Genomic DNA, 18,934 nt, shown 5'->3' with positions numbered 1-18,934 from the left:
AATGACCACTGCACACGCGTCGGAGGAATCCGCAAGCTGGCTCTTGGAGATCGATAATCTCACCTGTGGCTATGGCGATACCACCGTGGTCAGCGATATCCATCTGGCTTTGAGCGAGGGTGATATCGGCTGTCTGCTAGGCCCGAGCGGGTGCGGAAAAAGCACCATCCTACGTGCCGTCGCCGGTTTCCTGCCGCTGCAAAACGGCCAGATCCGTCTTGGCGGCAAGCCTATCAGTGTCCCGGGGCGAGCCGTGCCGCCGGAGAAGCGACGTATCGGCATGGTGTTCCAGGACTATGCCCTGTTTCCCCACCTGACCGTCGCTCAAAACGTCGCTTTCGGATTACGTCATCTGGACCGCGAGGAACGCCGGCTCAAAGTAACGCAATTGCTGGAGCTGGTGCACTTGCATGACCTGGCCGAGCAGCACCCCCATGCCCTGTCTGGTGGCCAGCAACAACGTGTAGCCCTGGCACGCGCTTTGGCCCCAGAGCCAACGCTCATCCTGCTCGACGAACCCTTCTCCAACTTAGATGCAGACCTGCGCCGCAGACTCAGCCTCGACGTGCGGGATATCCTTAAAACCTTAGGCATTAGCGCGATCCTGGTGACTCACGATCAGCAAGAAGCTTTCGCCATGTGCGATCAGGTCGCCGTCGTTCGCGATGGCCGCGTTCAGCAGTGGGACGTACCGTATAACTTGTATCACGAACCCGCCAATCGTTTCGTTGCCGGTTTCGTCGGCCAGGGGGGCTTCGTCAAAGGGACCGCCCTGGGGCCGGACAGTATCGCATCGGAGCTGGGCATTATTCGCGGCAATCGCGCCTATCCCTGGCCGAAGGACACGTTGGTGGATGTGCTGATAAGGCCGGACGATATCGTCTTCGACCCGGAGTCGACGCTGCGGCCTAAGGTCATCGAGAAAACCTTTGCCGGCACGTCGACACTGTATCGATTCCGGCTTTCCGCGGAGACGGAATTCGAAGCGCTGTTTCGTAGCCACCTGGATTTCAGGTTGGGCGAGCCGGTACCGGTCCGGGTCGAAGCGGATCACCTGATCGCCTTCGAGCGAACCTGACGCCATCCGGAACGTATAGGCACAACGTGGTGTAAGTGCAGGTCAGACAAAACCGCAGACATAAAAAAAGGGGCCACAAACTGCGGGCCCCTCAAAAATGACGAATGAAACAAGGAAAGTTCGTAAGAACTACAACCTCAAATAGTCATCCCTTACGCTTTTAATTATGGGCGTGCCCACCCGGACTTTCAGTGGCGCTTGTGTAGTCGTTTGTTACAACACGTGAGACGGTGAGAACGGGTTCACAGCGAGCGTCCTTACCAAGAGTCGAGGAAGCCCAAGAAGGGAGAGCTTGTCCGGACCCTCAGTCTTCGGCTTGGCACCTCGGCCATACCAGACTGAAGGCTGCGCCGCCAAGATCCGGACTGCGGGTCACGAAAGCCTGGCCGCCGTGCCAATAGAGAATACGCCTGACGATGGATAGGCCCAGCCCGTAGCCGCCCGAGGTTCGGGTCCGACTATCGTCGAGCCGCGAGAATGCGGTAAACACTTTCTCCCAGTCACTCTCTGGAATACCCGGACCGTCGTCCTCCACATCAACGCGGCACGTCTGGGCGTCGAACTGACAGCGTACACGGATCTGACCTGCCGCATACCGACCGGCATTGCCCACCAGGTTCTGAAGCGCCCGATGAATATAGCGAGGCTCGATGTCGGATAGCCCCCAAGATTCGCTATCGCCAACAAACTCTGCCTGGAAAGCCATGTTGGGCCGCAGGCGCTGCTGCTCCTCAACGACCTGCCGAACGATATCCGGCACGCTGGCCTCCTGAAAGTTCATGATCGGCCCCCCTTGCTCCAACCGCGCATAGGTGAGGATTTCGTCGATCAGTTCGTCCAACTCCTGAATATCACCGTCGATACCGGTAAGCTGCTTGCTCATGGACGCTTCATCAGGGCAGTCTTCGATCATTTGCACGCCGAAACGGATTCGGGCGACTGGCGTGCGCAACTCGTGAGAAACCGCATGGATCATTTCACGCTGCACTTCCACCAGGCGCTGGATGTGTTCCGCCATACCATTGAATGACTTGCCAAGCCGGCGTACCAGAGGGCCGCGCCGAGTATCCACGCGCGCTTCCAGTTCGCCGCGAGAGATTCTCACTGCCACAGACTCTACGGCGCGCAGGTTGCGATCCACGCCGCTGAGCAGCAAAAACAGGAACACACCGGCGATACCCGCAGCCAACGAAAACACCAGCAACACCACTGGCCAGGCTAAGGGATGGAAAGGCTCACGCAGTTGCATCTGAACCACTGTGCCATCGTTCAATCTCAGGTAGACCTGCGCTGCTTCGGATGACTCACGCTGAACATACGCCAAGCCCCGCTCTACCAGACGCTCAAGCGTCGCAGCCTCGGGGGCTGGTCCGTCGTCGGTAACCGGCTGAATATCGACACCCAGCTCATTCCCCAGACTCTCCATACCGGAAAGACGGTCCTGTGGCAGCAGTTGGTTCAGATGGGTCAGCGCTATCAGGGCCGTCGCTTCGCCCACATCCCGGTAGAGGTCACGGAAAGTCACGTCGATAATGTCGCCGGAACCCGCCAGACGGCGGACATGAACCCCCAACCCGTCGTTCGCGGCGACAACATGCCCATAGGCTAAGCGCTCTTCCTCAACGGCGGTCAGCTCTACCGGCGCATCGGAAAGCAGGGTGAGATTGTAGAGTCCGTTTAGCCAGGGATAGCTGGTCAATGGATGGGGTGCGACGGCGAGCCAGTCCATGAGTGGGGCGGCCTGCTGCTCTTTCCAGTCACGCTCGCGTACGGCGTTGACACCGGAAAACAGCCCCGCACACAGTGCGAGGATGACGAGGGCCACCAGAAGAAGGCGGCCAAACATAGTCAGGAAGGGGGTTAATGGCATAAGGCCTTTCCGGAAGACGCACCTCTGGGCCGGCGTCCACCGGACAGGCTCGACCCGCTACGGTATATCAGACGCACGTCCTAATTAGGCTTCCTTGACGAAAAGGTAGCCTTTGCTGCGCACCGTCTTGATACGCCGGGGATGTACCGGATCGTCGCCAATTTTCGGGCGGATCCTGGAGACTCGAACATCGATGGAACGATCCTGGCCGTCGTATTCGATACCCCGAAGCGCGGTGAAGATTTCTTCCCGGCTTAGGACTCGCCCGGCGCTGGAAGCCAGCAGCCAGAGCAGATCGAATTCCGCACTGGTCAGGTCGATACTCTCGCTATTCAACCACGCCTCGCGCATGGAACGATCAACCACCAAGTCGTTGAACTCCAGACGTACCGGCTCTTCAGTGGACTTTGGTTCCGACTCACTCTTGCCGCTATCGTTCACCCGGCGCAGCAATGCACGAATGCGAGCCAGTAACACCCGGGGCCGAACCGGTTTGGAAATATAGTCGTCGGCGCCCATTTCCAGACCCAAAACCTGATCGAGGTCATCGGTGCGCGCCGTCAGCATCAAAATTGGGCCGGAGTAGAAGGGGCGGGCCCGCCGGCAGATCGAAAGCCCATCCTCGCCGGGAAGCATCAAATCGAGGACAACGATATCCGGCTGCTCGCTACGTATGCGCTCAACCGCTTTCGCCCCGTTCCCCTCCACTGAAACAGTGAGCCCGTTGCTCTCCAGATATTCCCGTGTCAAATCGGCCAGGCGTTCATCGTCCTCGACAATGAGGACCTTACAACTCTCGTTTGATTGTTCCACGCCGTCCATCTCTGATTTTGTTTTTCCGTTTACAGCCAACCAATTAGCGGCCCGCCTCGGTGAAAGCATACTTTCCGACCTGCCGGCCTCTCTTCCGATTACCGATCAACGATCGACCATCGCCGGTCCAGTCATTAAGGCGTTCCAATTTGGTCAGCACCCCCGATCGTATAGACGAGTTTTTCAAAACTCTTCATAACTCTCTGATCAAGATAGCACTTCTGATCAAGATAGCACCTCGACCCCAGGCTACGCCATGTAACAGCAATTATACATGCTGTTCAGAAAAATACATGGAAAGGCGCCACAGTAACAAGACGTGACACGGTCCAAATTTCTGATTCCCCCGGCATTCGTTGTCACAGGCACGTCATTCTTTGTTCATTCAACTGACATCCATGCTTCATAGGCTCGACGGGAAACGGTCACTAAGAGAAATCTGTCATGTCAGCAGAACACGCCCGTTCAGCCAGCCCCGCTCGTCGACTCAAGGCCTCCATCACGCGCGACCCCGCAACCCTGGAAGCGGCGCAGCGGTTGCGTTACCGCATCTTCTCCGAGGAGTACGACTCGGACCTGGGGGCCACCACCCCGGGTATCGACCAGGACGACTACGATGCCCACTGCGACCACTTGGTCGTGACCGACATCCAGACAGGCCAACTCGTCGCCACCTCAAGGGTGTTGCACCAGCGCGACGCCGAGAAGGCGGGTGGCTTCTACTCCGAGGGGGAGTTCGACCTGAGCAGCCTCTATCAGTTGCCCGGCCAGCTCGCGGAACTCGGCCGTACCTGTGTACATTCGGACTACCGGGCCGGCGCCACCATAAGCCTACTGTGGGCCTCAGTCGCTGAATACCTTGTGCTCGAAAACGTCGATTACCTGATTGGCTGTGCCAGCATCAGCATGGCCGATGGCGGTCACAAAGCCTGGCGCATCACCCAACAGCTGCAGCAGCGGTATATGACCAACAAGGCTCAACGCGTCAGCCCGCGTCGAGCCCTGCCGCATCTGACCAACGCGACCGAAAATGGCCAAAACCCGGACATTCCGCCTCTGATCCGCGCCTATATGCGGCTAGGTGCCAGGGTGTGTGGCGAACCGTGCTGGGACCCGGAATTTCGATGCGCCGATTTGCTGGTACTGCTGGAAGTTAAAAAACTGGCCAGCCGCTACAGTCGCCACTTTATGCCACCGGCAACCGAGACCAGCTCATGCTAATCCGACCATTGAGACTGACAAGCCGACTCGTCCTGTTCAGCCTGGTGCTGTTAAGCTGCGCCCTATTGGCGGCCTGCGTTTCGGCGACCGAGCTACTGACCCGGCGCAAGCTGGATCGAACACCCTTCGCCTGCTTCTGCTTCGGGCTCGCAAGTCGGTGCCTGGGTTTTCAGGTCAACCTCCGGGGAGCCAAACCTAAGGGCACGGTATTGCTGGTGAGCAACCATATTTCCTGGTCCGACATCCCCATTCTCGGCAGCGTGGTTCCATTACGCTTTCTGTCCAAGATCGAGGTTCGTTCCTGGCCCGTGATCGGCTGGCTGGCCCAACAGGCGGGCACACTGTTCATTCGGCGTGGCGGCGGCCAGGCACGAACCACGCGCGAGCAGATCGCCAACACGCTGCGCAATGGCCAGTCTGTGCTGGTCTTTCCCGAAGGCACCACCACGCTCGGCATTACCGTTCTACCCTTCCACAGCCGCTTACTCGCTGCAGCGGCCGACGCCAAGGTACCTATTCAGCCGATCAGTATCGGGTACCGGCGGAACGATCGTCCCGACCACTTGGCGCCATTCATTGGTGACGACCCATTCGAGCGACACCTGATTCGCGTGCTGCGGGAGCCGGCAGTCTGTGTGGATATCATTCTGCATGAGCCGGTAGCGATGACGGCAGAAGACGACCTTCAGGCCGTCGCCCAGAGGCTTCGAGAGAGCGTGCAGAAGGGTTTGGGCGATATTCACCAAGGCCCCGGCGAGAACGGAAAAGCCCCCGGTTTTCCAGCCTCGCATCCACCTTTGGGCAATACCTGAAACGTTTACAATGCCAGTGGGTTTCCTGCGGCCAGCTCGTCGTCGGTGGCCGGACGCTTGTCGACAATCTCGAGATCAAAGTACAACGTAAATCCCGCCAGCGGGTGATTGGCATCCACTTTGACCAGATTGCCATCGATGGCAACGATCTGGACGATCTGCGCCTCTTCGCCACTGTTGGTCTGGAATTTCATACCGGGCTTCAGATTTTCCACGTCGGCAAAGGCCGACCGCGGCACCTTGCGAACCAGCTCGGGATTGGACTCGCCGTAGGCCATCTCCGGCGGAATGGTCACTTCCAGGCAGTCTCCGACGCCCCGGTCCTTGACCGCCTCTTCAATCCCTCTGATGACGTTGCCCGCACCCCATAAGAACTGCAGGGGCTCGGCCCCTTCGGACGTATCGATAATCTCGCCAACCTTGTTTTTCAGACGGTAGTGAACGGTATAAACCGATGATCGCTGCATGTGACTCCAACCTGATTGTTAATGCCCCGAACGGCGAGTGCACGCTACCGGAGCGTCGACATCCATTCCACCGCCTGCTCATGTCACAACCTGCTGTTGTCGCAGTCGTCACAGACTGTGCTTTCGAAGCGCATGGATCAGTAACCGCTGATCGATGCGGTCCCGCCACTTGTCAGGCGCCGCTAGATCCATGCGCTTGAGGTACGGCGATAAGACCTCGTCCGCCGGTTCCTCCCGCAACGCCCGCCACAACGTTTGCAGCTTGCCCTTGCGGGATGATGTGGCCGACTTGAGCGCATTCAAGGCCTTGAGCAAGGCAAGCTCCTCCTCGGTGAACTCACAACCAAAGGGGAACTTGGGAAAGGCTTCCGTATTTCCTGCGGACTGCAACGCCTCTTGCACGGCCTCAGCGGTGTTCAAGCGCCAGGAGGCTGGCAGCTTGAAAGAGGCAGGCACCTTACCCGCTTTTTGGGCCTGTTTCAGCAATTCCGGCTGGAATCGCGAATCGGCGATACGGATAAGGTCAAGATAAACGTCCTTGTCCGAGCGGCCGCGCAGATCGGCGATGCCGTACTCGGTAATCACAATGTCACGCAGATGGCGCGGAATGGTGCAGTGGCCATAGTTAAAGACGATATTCGATCTCAGCTCGCCACCGGAATGGCGCGTACTACGCAGGGTGAGAATGGAGCGCGCGCGGGGCAGTTCATGAGCCATGGCCACAAAGTTGTATTGGCCGCCGACGCCACTGACGACCCGGCCATCGTCCAAACCATCTGAAACCACGGCACCGGCTAACGTGCACATCATCGCCGAGTTGATAAACCGGCTCTCCTGCCGCTGGACCGTTTTCAGCTTCTGGTCTCCGAAGCGGTGGTCGTACAGGTGATTGATGAAATTGACGCTGGTCATGCAAATGCGGGCCTCTTCCTCCGGCGTCAGGCAGCGTAGCGCCTCGTAGAAATCCGCCGGGCCAAGATAGAAGCCGCCATGCAACACGGTGCCACCCTTGAGACGGTCGCCCAAAACTGCCGATGCCAGGCCTTCACGAGCTGAATCGTCGTCCAGGTTGGGATCCAGACTCACGTCCTCAACCACCAGACGGCCGCCTTTGAATGCCACGTGATCGCGAATAATCCCCAACTGCTGAAGCCAGTGGACGTCCCGGGCCCTAAGGGGTGAATCGATCAGCTCCGCTTCACGCAGGGTATCAAGGGTTTCAATCGTGACATCGACGCTAATCCGGCCTTCATTCAGCAGCGTCTGCAGCTCGGCGTTCGGATAGACCTCGCGGGTGAGGATGCCGGCCTTCATCAATTGGATAAAGCCGTCCACCATCATTTCGCTACAGCCGTAGAGTCCTTTGACAAAGGGCTGGTCGCCGCCCCAGTCCCGCGCTACCGAAAACCGTTCGTCGACCTTCAGATGCCGGTAGACCTGCTGGTATTGCTCGTTGTACTTGTGTCGCATGATCGTCGAGTACACGACGGCCGTACCCAGCGAGCCAATACCCACCTGAAGGGTGCCGCCATCGCGAATCAGCGTGCTGGCGTAAAAGCCGATCAGGTGGTCCGCCGGACTCACCGCTTGTTGCGGCACCGGGAACAACGGGTAGTCATTCGCCTTGGCGTCGTATACGAAATCAAACACGTGGTCCGGTACTTCAGCATCATTCGCCAAATACGGCAGCTGGCGATTGGCTTCTCCAACCATCGCTACCGCCCGGCCTTCAGCCTCGCGTTCTCGCAGCAGGGGAATCAGATCCAATGACAGATCGGGGTTACAGCTCAAGCTGTAGGCTTCACCGCCTTCTGAGGGCGACACCATCTGTGCCACGACATTGATATCCATCGCCATTAAATCGCGTACGGCATGCGTGTAATTGGTGCAGATGTAATTTTGCTGCTGGTGGCGATTATTAAGGAAACTGCCCGCCTGGAAGAAAAACTCGGACACCTGGACATTGGGCGGCAGTTTACCGTCCTTCACGTCGCGAGCGTAGGCAAGCTCAGGGATGTTGCCGTAAGTGCGCTGGACGAACTTATCGACAAAACGGCTTTCCAACGACGACGACCCTTTGGGTGCCAGCGGCGATATGGCCGTGACGATATGCAACTTGAGTTCGCGATCCTGCTGGGCGCGACGATAGAGGGCATTGACGATGTGGATCGGCTTACCCAACCCTAGGGGAAGACCAAGAACTATCTCACGACCCACACGGTCGATAATCGCATCGATGCACGCTTCTACCTGGGGATGGACGATTGGGGCATCCGCCATGATGTGACACTCCTTGTAATCGGAAGCAGTCCGTTCGCTAGTGCACTGTTTGGTTAATTCGCTGACTTACTGTGAATTAATCAAACAGTGCACTAATGGAACATAGTCTGGCAGGAAATAATCACATGGTAGGCAGCAGGTAACAACGGCAGAAGATAATCGGTGAACGTCTAAAGCGGGAAATTGAGGACGGTTACAGCGAAAAACAAACAGCGGAGTATCAGAAATTCCACTTGAGGTTGAGACAGGCGCCATCTTCGATCAATGCGATGCCATGATCCGCCCGGGCACCTTCGTAAGCGTAACGCTGGCCATCGTCCTCGGCGCTGGAGATACGCCAGCGCAAAATACGTGAACCCAGCTCGGCGACGGCATCGGCGTCGTCACGCTCAAAGTCGCCGGACATCGCGTGTTGCAACGCGTAAACATCGGAAAACTCTTCTTCGCTAATATCTATACGCTCAGCCGCATCGGCTTTAACCACGAACGCGAGTGAATTCAGCGCGAGGAGAATAATGAAAATTCGAAGAATCATCGGCAACGCTCGAAACGCTTATAGGGTTAACTAGAGTTTGATTTATGAAGCTATCTAACAACCTATCGGCTAACGCAACCGTGTAACGGCTATGTCTGGCCTGACTCGCGGTCAAAGTGTCAGAAAGTCAGTCAAACTGCTTAGACCTTAGTCTACGGATTGGCAGCTTGCAAAACGTGATTAGACACTCATTTAGACGGATTTTCGCCGGTTATTGCTCATTATTTTGTCAATAAACAGTCAGCGTATGTAACGTAATTTTGCAGGATGACAATTTGCCGTACGACAAGCCGGCGACGCGTTAAGTTAAGCACCCCCGTCAGCGCCCTTGGATACGGCTTAGTCCGAGCGGCTGGACAACCAGTCCGCACTGATTCGCCACGTATTCTCCGGGGCATTGGCGCCAGCGAAAACGCCAGCGTGTCCACCGGGCACCACACAGAACTCCTTGTCCTCGGATGTCACGATCTCCAACACCTTATGCGCCGAAGGGATACTGACGATACGGTCGGAATCGCCGGCAAACGCTAAAATGGAGCAGCCGACCCGGTCAAACGAGGTTTTCTCACCGCCCAGCCGCAACCGTCCACGCGCCATACCGTTGTTCAACGCCATATGCACCACCATGCCCTTTATGGTTTCGCCGGGATAGTCGACCATATCGTCGAACCATTTTTGCATGGTGCTGTGTACCTTCACGTACTCTCGGTCCCAGAGATTGACCAGCAATTCCAGCGAGTTGACTAGGCTACCAACGGGATTGGTCAATTTAAAGGCCAGCGAATTCATCCAGCCCGGAATATGGAAATAGCGCGCCGGTAAATCCAGCAGCGAAATATTGAGCACGCTGGAGACGATCTGGGCCGGACGGTAAATCGCCGATAGAACGCCGCCAGCGATCCCCATCTGATGCATGTCCACCGGGCTGGCAACGGTGACCATATTGCGGATATGCCGATCCTGGGATGCGGCGGCATACATCAACGCCAGCAGGCCGCCCATGCAGTAGGCAAAGATCGATACGTCCGGCACGCCGCTATGCTGACGTACTCTGTTCAAGGCTGCGGGCATCCAGTCCAGAACGTAGGTTTCCAGAGATAGATTGCTGTGGTCCGCCGTGACCTCTCCCCAGTCGATCAAGTAGACATCGAACCCCCGGGCCAGAAGATAACGCACGACCGAGCGCTGGGGCAGCAAATCGAAGATCATCGAGGTGGCGGCTAGCGGCGGCACCAAAACCACGGGCACGCGGTATCGCTCCGGCGCGACCGACATCGGCTCGTTACCGATCAAGATCTCATCCATATCCAGCGGATGATAATGCCGTACGCTCATGATGCCATCGACATAAATGGTCGCGAACGGCGTGCGATTGGATACGTTGAAGTTCTCGGAGAACAGGCGCCGTTCCACCGCGTGTGCCGCGGCGGAGAAGAGCTTACCGGCAAGACTGCTTTTACGGCGTCGGCTCATGGTTACGGTGCGGGGTAGGTGAACTTCTGGTGAATCGCCTCGATGCCCTTCAGAACCTCGTCGGTCAGGGTCACCTGGGCAGAGTCGATATTCTCACGCAGTTGATCCATGGTGGTCGCTCCAATGATGTTGCTGGTCAGGAAGCTGCGGCTATTCACATAAGCCAAGGCCAAATGCGTCAACGACAGGCCGTGCTGGGCTGCCAGGTCCGCGTAGGCCTGGGTCGCCGCCTCCACCTGTTGGCTGTTATACCGCTGGAAACGCTCGAATAGCGTCAAACGGGCACCTGCCGGACGCTTGCCCCCAAGATACTTGCCGCTCAGCACGCCAAAGGCCAGAGGCGAATAGGCCAAAAGTCCGGTCTGCTCCCGGTGGGCGATTTCCCCTAACCCGACCTCGAAGGTTCGGTTCAAAAGATTATACGGATTCTGGATGCTCGCCACTCGTGGCCAGCCGCGCTCCTTCGCCAGCTGCAGGTAGCGCATCGTGCCCCAGGGCGTCTCGTTGGAAAGCCCCACATGGCGCACCTTGCCGGCATCGACCAGCTCTGAAAGCGCTTCAAGCGTGTCTTCGATTGGCGTCGCCATCTCGTCCGGATTGTGCCGGTAGCCCAACTGGCCGAAAAAGTTGGTGCTGCGGTCGGGCCAGTGAACCTGGTAGAGGTCGATGTAATCGGTTTTCAAACGATCCAGACTGGCGTCCACCGCCTCGTGGATGTGCTTGCGAGTCAGTCGCGGTCCGCCGCGCAGGTAGTCCAAACCATTGCCCGGCCCCGCTACCTTTGACGCAATCACCAAGTCGTCCCGGCGGCCGCGGCGCTTGAGCCAGTTGCCCAGACAGGTTTCGGTGGCCCCCTGGGTCTCGGCACGCGGAGGCACCGGATACATTTCAGCAGCGTCGATGAAGTTAATACCGGCGCTGACGGCGTAGTCCAATTGCTCAAACGCGTCGGCCTCGGAATTTTGCTCGCCCCAGGTCATGGTGCCCAGGCAGATCAAGCTGACCTCAAGGTCGGTTTGCCCCAATTTTTGCTTCTGCATCGTTACCTCACTTGTCGGAATCGATCACAACGGGTGGCCGGTCAAATTCGGTGCATTGTTCAACGGATTGTCACGGCGCTGTCGCCTATCTGTCATCTGGCATTTCCATAGTGCGAGTGTAGGTGCCGAAAACCCGCGAATTTCCGACATCGCAGGGCCTTCGAGCCCCCGAGCTAAACCTGACTCGCAGGCAGCCAAGATTAACCGCAATAGCCGGAGCCATCCAGCTTGCCCGAGTCGATGCCATGACGGAGAACACTTGAGTCAGCGCCAACGGCACATTGCCATCGTCACCGAGACCTTCCCTCCGGAAATCAACGGAGTGGCCAACACCCTTGGCAAGCTGTGCGAGGGATTGCGCCAGCGCGGGCATCGTCTATCGGTGGTTCGACCAGGCCAGCGAAAGGCTGTTGCGACGAACGACGCGGCACAAAACCTCGCCGAATCGGTTGTCGCTGTTCCGGGCTTCCCGATTCCCGGCTACGCCGACCTGCAGTTTGGCCTGGCTCGCCCCCGCAGGTTGATCAAGGCCTGGAAGAAAAACCGGCCGGATATCGTTTACGTGGCCACCGAAGGTCCTTTAGGCTTGGTGGCCCTGAACGCTGCCCGCAAGCTGCAGATTCCCGTTTGCTCCGGCTTTCACACCAATTTTCACAGCTACAGTCGCCACTATGGGTATGGCTTTCTTGAGCGTATGATCGTCAGCTATCTACGCTGGTTCCACAACCGGACACAGTTGACCCTGGTGCCCACCCGCCGGATGCAGAACCGACTGAATGGCCTGGGCATCCGACCGGTTTCCGTGTGGAGCCGCGGCGTGGACTGTGACCGCTTCACGCCCAGCAAACGGGACCCCGCACTGCGCAAAAGCTGGGGTGTCGGCGAGCGCGATCTGGCCGTGATCTACGTCGGGCGTCTGGCGGCGGAAAAAAACCTGCAGCTGGCGGTCACCGCGTTCGAACGGTTACGCCATATTCACCCTCGCGCCCGCTTCATTCTGGTGGGGGACGGTCCGATGAGCAAAAAACTGCAGGAGCGGCACGGAGACTATGTGTTCTGCGGCATGCAATGCGGCGAAGATCTGGCCCGGCATTATGCGTCTGCGGACCTATTCCTGTTCCCCAGCAAAACCGAAACCTTCGGCAACGTGGTAACCGAAGCCATGGCCAGCGGCTTAGCCGTGGTCGCCTTTGACGACGGTGCCGCCAGCGAGCACGTGCGCAGCGAGGCGAACGGCATTAAGGTTCCCCTGGACGATCACGGCGCCTTTGTCGACGCCAGCTTACGTTTGGCAGATCAGCCTTCGCTGGTGAGTCATTTGCGCAGTCAAGCGCGCCTGGATGCCTTGGACATCCATTGGCCGAGCCTGATCGAGCAATTCGAGAACATCGTCTTCAACCTTCACTACAGGGAGACCCGTCATGCCCCCAAGCAAAGCGTCTCGATTCTTTGAACGGGCCGATCAGCGAGAATTCCTGCTGTGTCAGATAATCAACGGCTATCTGCGTTACCGCTTCGTGCTGCCCTATTTCCGGGTCGTGAGCCGGCTCGGCGACGGCTGGTTCTGGTATGCGTTGATCCTGGCGATGCCCATCCTGCACCCTGAAGCGGGCCTCGCTTTGGCACTTCTGATGGCAGCAACCGGACTCGTATGCACCCTCACCTACAAAGGTCTGAAGAAAACGCTGATTCGTGAACGGCCCTTCATCTCTTTCCCCGACATTCATTGCGCCACGCCGCCACTGGACCAATACAGCTTTCCCTCCGGCCACACATTGCATGCCGTGTGTTTCAATAGCCTATTGGCGTTTACCGCGCCGGAGCTGGCGCTGGTCGTGCTGCCGTTCACGGTGAGCGTGGCGATCTCCCGCGTGGTACTGGGCCTGCATTACCCCAGCGATGTCGTCGCGGGTGCGCTGATAGGTGGCAGCATGGGTATGGTGGCGAGCTATGCGCTACCGAGCTTCATGCCGCTGGTCTAACCGGGCGCCCGTCACTCGAACAGGCGCAGCTGTTGCGTTGGAGCATCCTCTTCCCGAAAGCGAACTCCCAACCCCAATAACCGCACCGGGCGACTCGCATCGGTATAAAGAGCCTCGACCAGCGGCTGAAAATCCTCCGCCCCCGGCACAGCGATATTGTCCCTGATCCGCTCCAGGGTGTGGGTGGAAAAGTCGCTGTAGCGAATCTTCACGAACAGTTTATGAATGGGCTTGCGGTCTGCCTTACGCTCCAGGCGCCGTTCCAGATCCTCGACCAGAGCTTCCATCACTCGATAACAGGCGTCCCGGTTCGGTAAATCCTGTGAAAATGTCCGCTCCACGGACACGGATTTGGCAATGCGGGTCACAACCACCGGCCGGTTATCCTCCCCCCGGGCCATGTGATAGAGCCGAGCCCCATGGCGGCCGAAGCGCTCAACAAGCTGATCGAGAGTAAACCGCTGCAGTTCGCCGCACTGAGTTGCGCTCATAGCGTGCAGCTTTCCGGCAGTCACCTTACCGACACCGAATAGCTTTTCGACCGGTAAAGTCTTAACGAAATCGTCGATATCCTCAGGACGGATGACAAAAAGGCCGTCAGGCTTCTGCCAATCGCTAGCGATTTTGGCGAGAAATTTGTTGGGCGCGGCACCGGCGGACACCGTGATACCCACCTCATCGTGCACCCGTTGACGCAAGTAGCGCGCCATCAGCGTTGCGCTGCCCTGATGGGCTTCGACGCCGGTGACGTCGAGGAAGGCCTCGTCCAGGGACAACGGTTCCAGTTGATCGGTGAGTTCTCTGAATATTGCCATGACCTGGCGCGAGACGCGCCGGTAGCGATGCATATCGACGGGCACGGTCACCAGGTCCGGGCACCGGCGCCGCGCCTCGGCACCGGGCATGGCCGAGCGCACGCCGTATTCCCGCGCCAAATAATTGCAGGTGGCCACCACCCCTCGCGGTCCGGCGCCACCCACGGCTAGGGGCACTTGACGCAACGATGGATCGTCGCGCATTTCCACTGCGGCGTAAAAGCAGTCGCAATCCAGATGAATAATTTTTCGCTCGGCCATCGCCCGGCTACCCGCTTGCCTTTTTATCTATCACGCCTGTACATCCCGCCTACTGTTCCTGTACATCCCACTACCGCCGGTACATTCACATAGACTCGCTACCATACCGGTGCATTCGCAAAAGCTTGTTATCTCACCTGTACATTTATACAGACTTGTATCTTACAGCCACATGCCGAGAATGTCAGGATTCAGGAATAGGAGGCCTTTCCACCATGGTTGAACCGCAAGCGGATACCACAGAAATAGAAGCGGCTGCTTTTCGCCGGCTCGTCAATCACTTGCGCGAACATGCCGAGGTTCAGAACATCGATCTGATGAACCTCGCCGGGTTCTGCCGCAATTGCCTGTCGAAATGGTACCGGGCTGAAGCGGAAGAGCGGGGCCACGCCATTTCCGACGCCGAGGCCCGGGAACGTATTTACGGTATGCCCTACGACGAGTGGAAGGCAAAGCACCAGACCGGTGCCAAGCAATCCGCCGACAAGCCATCGTCGTGATGGGCTTCCAGGAGGCGCTGCGCATTCACCTTGCAGCGTTGGACGCGGGGCGCTCCGATTTCGAGGACACGCTGGCGCTGATCGACCGTTTCTTCGAGGTCTCGCCAACAGCTTTCCAGAACGGCCCGCTCGTCAATACGCCGGACGCCAATACGGCCTCCTGCCGTATCTTTGCCTTGGGGCACCTGGCCGGTCTCAGCGAACAACAGACACTGAGTTGCTTCGGGCGTCATTACCATACCGTAATTGACGACCCCGCTGGCTCAAGTCATGCCAACATCCGACAATTCATGAGCACCGGCTGGTCCGGCGTACGCTTCGATGACCGCCCCCTGATATGCCGGTCGCTTCCTGTTACGGATTCCGATAGCGCGTCAGAAGCAACCGATACACGACTATCACCCAATCATGGAGAACAACGCTGATGCCGGAAGCTGACGCGATGCAGACCAGTCACTGCTTTCAGCTCAAGGGAGCCAATGTTTCGCTAACCGCCCTGGAACTGCATTTCTTCGATACTGCCGCTTTCGAGGAGACGTTACGCGATAAGATTCGCCAGGCGCCGGGCTTTTTCCGCGATATCCCGCTGGTGGTCAGCCTGGAGAAGTACGAAGGCCCCACGACCGAGCTGGACTTCTTCCAATTGATTGGTATTTGCCGGCGCCACAATATTCACGTAATCGCCGTACGTGGCGGCGATGAGGATCAGCGCCGCCTGGCCCGTAACGCTGCCCTCGCACTGCTACCGGCGACGGCTCAGCGCGAAGCACCCGCACCTCAGGCGGAGGCAAAGCCCGATTCCCAGCCGGAACAATCCGCAGCGCCGGCAGAAGCGGAACCGGCTTCGGCAAGTCCAACGCCGGCTGCGGCCCGGATCGTGACGCAACCGGTGCGCTCCGGGCAGCAGGTCTATGCGCCCGAGGGTGACCTGATTATTCTTGCGCCCGTCCAAGCGGGCTCCGAGGTGCTGGCCGCTGGCAACATCCATGTCTATGGCCCCTTGCGCGGACGTGCCCTTGCCGGCGTCCACGGCTCGGCTGACGCCCGGGTTTTTTGCCAGTCACTCGAAGCAGAGCTTGTGTCGATTGCGGGACACTATAAAATTTCGGAAGATCTGCAGGAGCACGGCTGGAAAAAGGCGGTGCAACTCCAGCTCAAGGGCGACCTGCTGGTGGCAACACCGCTCGATAAAACATAAAAAATACAGCGCATCCAGCACGTTAGAAGTGGATGCCCTGAGCGAAAGACCCTGCAATGACGACAGGGCGGACATTTTACGGGATAGTCATCTCTTTCAATTTTCAGCAAACAGGACTGCAACCTTGGCTAGAATCATTGTCGTTACCTCAGGTAAAGGTGGTGTGGGCAAGACCACAACCAGCGCCTCGATCAGCACCGGCCTGGCCCGTCGCGGCAACAAGACCGTGGTCATCGACTTCGACGTGGGTCTGCGCAATCTGGACTTGATCATGAATTGCGAGCGCCGGGTCGTGTACGACTTCGTCAACGTAATTCAGGGCGAAGCCACGCTGAACCAGGCACTCATCAAGGACAAGCGGGTCGATACCCTCTATATCCTCCCGGCTTCACAAACGCGGGAAAAAGAAGCCCTGACCCAGGAAGGTGTGGAGAAGGTGCTGAACAAGCTGTCCGAAACCTTCGACTACATCGTGTGCGATTCGCCTGCAGGCATCGAGCACGGCGCGTTGATGGCGCTCTATTATGCCGACGAGGCGGTGGTCGTCACCAACCCGGAAGTATCCTCGGTACGGGACTCCGACCGCATCCTGGGCATTTTGCAAAGTAAATCCCGGCGCGCGGAAATGGGTCTGGATCCGGTCAAAGAGCATCTGCTGCTGACCCGGTACAATCCGGGCCGCGTCGAGAGAGGCGAAATGCTCTCAGTCAGCGATGTCGAGGAAATCCTGGCGATTCCGCTGCTGGGTGTCATTCCGGAATCCCAGATCGTTCTCAATGCCTCCAACCAGGGGCTGCCGGTTATCCTGGAAGACGACAGCGACGCCGGCCAGGCCTATGAAGATGCCGTCGGCCGACTGCTGGGCGAGGAACGTGAACATCGCTTCTTGACGTCGGAAAAGAAGGGATTTTTCTCACGCATGTTCAAGGGGTGACGCCGCATGAGTTTTCTCGATTACTTTAAGAGTAAGAAGAAGAACACGGCGAACATGGCCAAGGAGCGACTGCAGATCATCGTGGCTCATGAACGTGGCAGGCGTGACCAGCCCGATTATCTGCCACAGCTCCAGCAGGAACTGGTCGCTGTGATACGTAAATATGTCCAGATCGATGATGACATGGTGCAGGTCGAGCTGGACCGGAACGACGATTGTTCGGTGCTTGAGCTCAATGTAACCCTGCCTGAACACCACTGAATCCCGGACGCTTGGGAGCCTAGTCTGAGCGCCGGAGAGAATAAGGCGTTCAGAGGCTCCCTCGCACCCGGCAGGTGCTCTTTGCCGTAAGTCTGCCGGGTCTTGCTACCAACGGGCAAAGTGATCCTCTATCAAACCTCGCATGTTCTCTATTTTCAGGGTTGCCCCGTCGTTGTCCGTTACCGTGCCGTTAAAAGTGCCGGCGAACTGCCTGAAGTTCGAAGCCAAAAGAACCGCATTGATCCGTTCCCGCCGAACACCTTCGGGCTGAAAGCGCAAGTCGACGCGCCCATCGGATGTCGTCACCCGCCAGGACGAGCCCGGCTCATACCGGTCAAATGCGAAACGGGCGAGGTCAAGCTTGATCCGTATTCCGTCGATCCACAGCGCATTTTCCGTCACGCCGGTTTCGTTGACACCGGCGGCAAGATTCAGCCCCACGGTACGCCCGCTGTCGGTCACCCCAGCCAAGCAAGCCCAGTTCCATGCCGTTTCCCGGCGCATGAAGCCGCAGCTCCAGTCAACGGTGCCCCGCAGGTCGCCATCGATCGTGTAGGTTTTTTCGCCCCAGCGCAGCCGCCCACCAACCGGCAGACCGGCTGATTTTCGGGTAAAGACCCAACCGGCGTAGCCCGCACGACTGCATAGACGCAGCGGATGCCTATCGTCGCTGAGTTGCAGGTCGAGATCGATTCCTTCCCCAAGAACGGATACCCGGCGGTTATCGCCCTCGCCTTCGATCAGGATTTCCGTTCCCCCGCGTTTGAAGCGGCAGGTGCCTTTTTCAGGAAACGGATCGAGATGACAGCCTATTGCCAGGGGGTTGAGCCAACGCTTCTCCCGAGTCTCACCTGTGCGAAAGTCATGGATGTAAATAAACGCGTTGCTGACCAGTTTCAGGTCTACCACCGCCAGCCCCATCAGCCAGTCCGCCCCCTGTACGCTGACGAATTGGAACTGATTGAAAGCCCAATACCTGGCCCAGCGCGGCCGGGGCCGGTCCATGACGGAGCGCAGGTCGAAATCCCGGTAGTTGATGTGAGTTATGGGTTGATTGAATTCGCCGTATTGGGGCTGGCCGTTTTCGCCGATGAGTTCCACGGATTTGTTGTCCTTGTTCTAGTTATCGGGAGGCGACCATTCGTTTCATTTTGACCGTGTGCCAGCCGCTTTGGGTTTTCCAGGCCGCTAAATTGTCCAATCGGGCCAAACCGAGAGCGCTCGAAACGATCCCCAAAACTGCCGCGCAGGTATCATTTCCGGTCTTCAGGCCCATGCTAGACTGCCGAACGCATTCGCCCTGCACGGATGCCGCCCTGCAGCGTATCGCCAGCCAAGAAGTCAGAGAAGGACAAAGCCTTGAGACTGTTGAACTGTAGACATTTTTGGTTGTT

Annotated in this window: 19 protein-coding genes; 10 read left to right on the top strand and 9 right to left on the bottom strand. The window is 58.0% G+C overall.

All coding sequences use genetic code 11. The annotated features are described in order from the left end of the window. The first annotated feature begins 1 nt into the window (after position 1). A complete protein-coding gene (locus tag FXO11_RS05230; RefSeq protein ID WP_148861909.1) occupies positions 2-1,078 on the top strand; it encodes an ABC transporter ATP-binding protein in 1,077 nt (358 codons plus the stop codon). A gap of 304 nt (positions 1,079-1,382) precedes the next feature. On the opposite strand, the gene FXO11_RS05225 is transcribed toward FXO11_RS05230, so the two are convergent. Together FXO11_RS05225 and FXO11_RS05220 are read right to left on the bottom strand one after the other, a co-directional pair. Continuing rightward, positions 1,383-2,948 (bottom strand): ATP-binding protein, encoded by a 1,566-nt coding sequence (locus tag FXO11_RS05225; RefSeq protein WP_148861908.1) that lies wholly within the window; start codon positions 2,946-2,948, stop codon positions 1,383-1,385. An 84-nt stretch (positions 2,949-3,032) separates the two neighbouring features. Further along, positions 3,033-3,770 carry a response regulator gene (locus FXO11_RS05220; RefSeq protein WP_148861907.1) on the bottom strand — a complete coding sequence of 246 codons (738 nt, stop codon included), beginning with the start codon at positions 3,768-3,770 and terminating at the stop codon, positions 3,033-3,035. Positions 3,771-4,205: 435 nt separating this feature from the next. Here FXO11_RS05220 and FXO11_RS05215 point away from each other — a divergent pair, with 435 nt between their 5' ends. Further along, on the top strand, positions 4,206-4,982 hold the full coding sequence (locus FXO11_RS05215) for a GNAT family N-acetyltransferase (protein ID WP_148861906.1): 777 nt from the start codon (positions 4,206-4,208) through the stop codon (positions 4,980-4,982). Continuing rightward, entirely contained in the window at positions 4,976-5,794 is an 819-nt protein-coding gene (locus FXO11_RS05210) for a lysophospholipid acyltransferase family protein (protein WP_148861905.1), read from the top strand. The genes FXO11_RS05215 and FXO11_RS05210 overlap by 7 nt, the downstream gene beginning before the upstream one ends. A 5-nt stretch (positions 5,795-5,799) precedes the next feature. On the opposite strand, the gene FXO11_RS05205 is transcribed toward FXO11_RS05210, so the two are convergent. From FXO11_RS05205 to FXO11_RS05185, 5 genes are all read right to left on the bottom strand, one after another. Beyond that, entirely contained in the window at positions 5,800-6,261 is a 462-nt protein-coding gene (locus FXO11_RS05205; protein WP_148861904.1) for an FKBP-type peptidyl-prolyl cis-trans isomerase, read from the bottom strand. 108 nt (positions 6,262-6,369) lie between these two features. After that, positions 6,370-8,541: an acetyl-CoA hydrolase/transferase C-terminal domain-containing protein gene (locus FXO11_RS05200; RefSeq protein ID WP_148861903.1), complete on the bottom strand. Its 2,172-nt coding sequence runs from the start codon at positions 8,539-8,541 to the stop codon at positions 6,370-6,372. A gap of 220 nt (positions 8,542-8,761) precedes the next feature. Continuing rightward, a complete protein-coding gene (locus tag FXO11_RS05195; RefSeq protein WP_148861902.1) occupies positions 8,762-9,076 on the bottom strand; it encodes a hypothetical protein in 315 nt (104 codons plus the stop codon). Positions 9,077-9,415: 339 nt separating this feature from the next. Next, positions 9,416-10,549: an alpha/beta fold hydrolase gene (locus FXO11_RS05190; protein ID WP_148861901.1), complete on the bottom strand. Its 1,134-nt coding sequence runs from the start codon at positions 10,547-10,549 to the stop codon at positions 9,416-9,418. Positions 10,550-10,551: 2 nt separating this feature from the next. After that, on the bottom strand, positions 10,552-11,589 hold the full coding sequence (locus tag FXO11_RS05185; RefSeq protein ID WP_148861900.1) for an NADP(H)-dependent aldo-keto reductase: 1,038 nt from the start codon (positions 11,587-11,589) through the stop codon (positions 10,552-10,554). A gap of 259 nt (positions 11,590-11,848) precedes the next feature. Between FXO11_RS05185 and FXO11_RS05180 the strand changes: the two genes are divergently transcribed. Together FXO11_RS05180 and FXO11_RS05175 are read left to right on the top strand one after the other, a co-directional pair. After that, positions 11,849-13,042, top strand: coding sequence for a glycosyltransferase family 4 protein (locus tag FXO11_RS05180; protein WP_148861899.1), 1,194 nt, complete (start codon positions 11,849-11,851; stop codon positions 13,040-13,042). After that, complete coding sequence (locus FXO11_RS05175) at positions 13,011-13,571, top strand: phosphatase PAP2 family protein (RefSeq protein WP_148861898.1); 561 nt, start codon at positions 13,011-13,013, stop codon at positions 13,569-13,571. Before FXO11_RS05180 ends, FXO11_RS05175 begins: the two co-directional genes overlap by 32 nt. An 11-nt stretch (positions 13,572-13,582) precedes the next feature. Here the strand turns inward: FXO11_RS05175 and dinB are convergent, their stop codons facing one another. Then, a complete protein-coding gene (gene dinB / locus FXO11_RS05170) occupies positions 13,583-14,647 on the bottom strand; it encodes a DNA polymerase IV (protein ID WP_148861897.1) in 1,065 nt (354 codons plus the stop codon). Positions 14,648-14,862: 215 nt separating this feature from the next. Between dinB and FXO11_RS05165 the strand changes: the two genes are divergently transcribed. The 5 genes from FXO11_RS05165 to minE all read left to right on the top strand — a co-directional run bounded on the left by FXO11_RS05165 (position 14,863) and on the right by minE (position 17,540). Next, positions 14,863-15,147 (top strand): DUF1244 domain-containing protein, encoded by a 285-nt coding sequence (locus tag FXO11_RS05165; protein ID WP_148861896.1) that lies wholly within the window; start codon positions 14,863-14,865, stop codon positions 15,145-15,147. Next, positions 15,147-15,572 carry a HopJ type III effector protein gene (locus FXO11_RS05160; protein ID WP_148864798.1) on the top strand — a complete coding sequence of 142 codons (426 nt, stop codon included), beginning with the start codon at positions 15,147-15,149 and terminating at the stop codon, positions 15,570-15,572. The genes FXO11_RS05165 and FXO11_RS05160 overlap by 1 nt, the downstream gene beginning before the upstream one ends. Continuing rightward, the gene (gene minC, locus FXO11_RS05155; RefSeq protein ID WP_148861895.1) at positions 15,572-16,345 is read left to right on the top strand and encodes a septum site-determining protein MinC; all 774 of its coding nucleotides are present in this window, start codon (positions 15,572-15,574) and stop codon (positions 16,343-16,345) included. Before FXO11_RS05160 ends, minC begins: the two co-directional genes overlap by 1 nt. Before the next feature lie 124 nt (positions 16,346-16,469). Further along, complete coding sequence (gene minD / locus FXO11_RS05150) at positions 16,470-17,279, top strand: septum site-determining protein MinD (protein WP_148861894.1); 810 nt, start codon at positions 16,470-16,472, stop codon at positions 17,277-17,279. A gap of 6 nt (positions 17,280-17,285) precedes the next feature. After that, positions 17,286-17,540 (top strand): cell division topological specificity factor MinE, encoded by a 255-nt coding sequence (gene minE, locus FXO11_RS05145; RefSeq protein WP_148861893.1) that lies wholly within the window; start codon positions 17,286-17,288, stop codon positions 17,538-17,540. A 105-nt stretch (positions 17,541-17,645) separates the two neighbouring features. On the opposite strand, the gene FXO11_RS05140 is transcribed toward minE, so the two are convergent. After that, the gene (locus FXO11_RS05140; RefSeq protein ID WP_148861892.1) at positions 17,646-18,641 is read right to left on the bottom strand and encodes a DUF2804 domain-containing protein; all 996 of its coding nucleotides are present in this window, start codon (positions 18,639-18,641) and stop codon (positions 17,646-17,648) included. Positions 18,642-18,934: the final 293 nt, after the last annotated feature.

It is taken from the genome of Marinobacter fonticola (genome assembly GCF_008122265.1).
GTDB classification, from domain to species: domain Bacteria; phylum Pseudomonadota; class Gammaproteobacteria; order Pseudomonadales; family Oleiphilaceae; genus Marinobacter_A; species Marinobacter_A fonticola.
Note: the sequence above shows the minus strand (reverse complement) of the source record. Positions and strands in the feature narration are given on the sequence as shown.

Excerpts from the sequence above, each read along its gene's own strand:
- FXO11_RS05210 (WP_148861905.1), top strand. The coding sequence starts at position 4,976 with ATGCTAATCCGACCATTGAGACTGACAAGCCGACTCGTCCTGTTCAGC.
- FXO11_RS05230 (WP_148861909.1), top strand. The coding sequence starts at position 2 with ATGACCACTGCACACGCGTCGGAGGAATCCGCAAGCTGGCTCTTGGAG.
- FXO11_RS05215 (WP_148861906.1), top strand. The coding sequence starts at position 4,206 with ATGTCAGCAGAACACGCCCGTTCAGCCAGCCCCGCTCGTCGACTCAAG.
- minC (WP_148861895.1), top strand. The coding sequence starts at position 15,572 with ATGCCGGAAGCTGACGCGATGCAGACCAGTCACTGCTTTCAGCTCAAG.
- FXO11_RS05175 (WP_148861898.1), top strand. The coding sequence starts at position 13,011 with ATGCCCCCAAGCAAAGCGTCTCGATTCTTTGAACGGGCCGATCAGCGA.
- FXO11_RS05160 (WP_148864798.1), top strand. The coding sequence starts at position 15,147 with ATGGGCTTCCAGGAGGCGCTGCGCATTCACCTTGCAGCGTTGGACGCG.
- FXO11_RS05195 (WP_148861902.1), bottom strand. The coding sequence starts at position 9,076 with ATGATTCTTCGAATTTTCATTATTCTCCTCGCGCTGAATTCACTCGCG.
- minE (WP_148861893.1), top strand. The coding sequence starts at position 17,286 with ATGAGTTTTCTCGATTACTTTAAGAGTAAGAAGAAGAACACGGCGAAC.
- FXO11_RS05205 (WP_148861904.1), bottom strand. The coding sequence starts at position 6,261 with ATGCAGCGATCATCGGTTTATACCGTTCACTACCGTCTGAAAAACAAG.
- dinB (WP_148861897.1), bottom strand. The coding sequence starts at position 14,647 with ATGGCCGAGCGAAAAATTATTCATCTGGATTGCGACTGCTTTTACGCC.
- FXO11_RS05185 (WP_148861900.1), bottom strand. The coding sequence starts at position 11,589 with ATGCAGAAGCAAAAATTGGGGCAAACCGACCTTGAGGTCAGCTTGATC.
- FXO11_RS05200 (WP_148861903.1), bottom strand. The coding sequence starts at position 8,541 with ATGGCGGATGCCCCAATCGTCCATCCCCAGGTAGAAGCGTGCATCGAT.
- FXO11_RS05225 (WP_148861908.1), bottom strand. The coding sequence starts at position 2,948 with ATGCCATTAACCCCCTTCCTGACTATGTTTGGCCGCCTTCTTCTGGTG.
- FXO11_RS05165 (WP_148861896.1), top strand. The coding sequence starts at position 14,863 with ATGGTTGAACCGCAAGCGGATACCACAGAAATAGAAGCGGCTGCTTTT.
- FXO11_RS05220 (WP_148861907.1), bottom strand. The coding sequence starts at position 3,770 with ATGGACGGCGTGGAACAATCAAACGAGAGTTGTAAGGTCCTCATTGTC.
- FXO11_RS05190 (WP_148861901.1), bottom strand. The coding sequence starts at position 10,549 with ATGAGCCGACGCCGTAAAAGCAGTCTTGCCGGTAAGCTCTTCTCCGCC.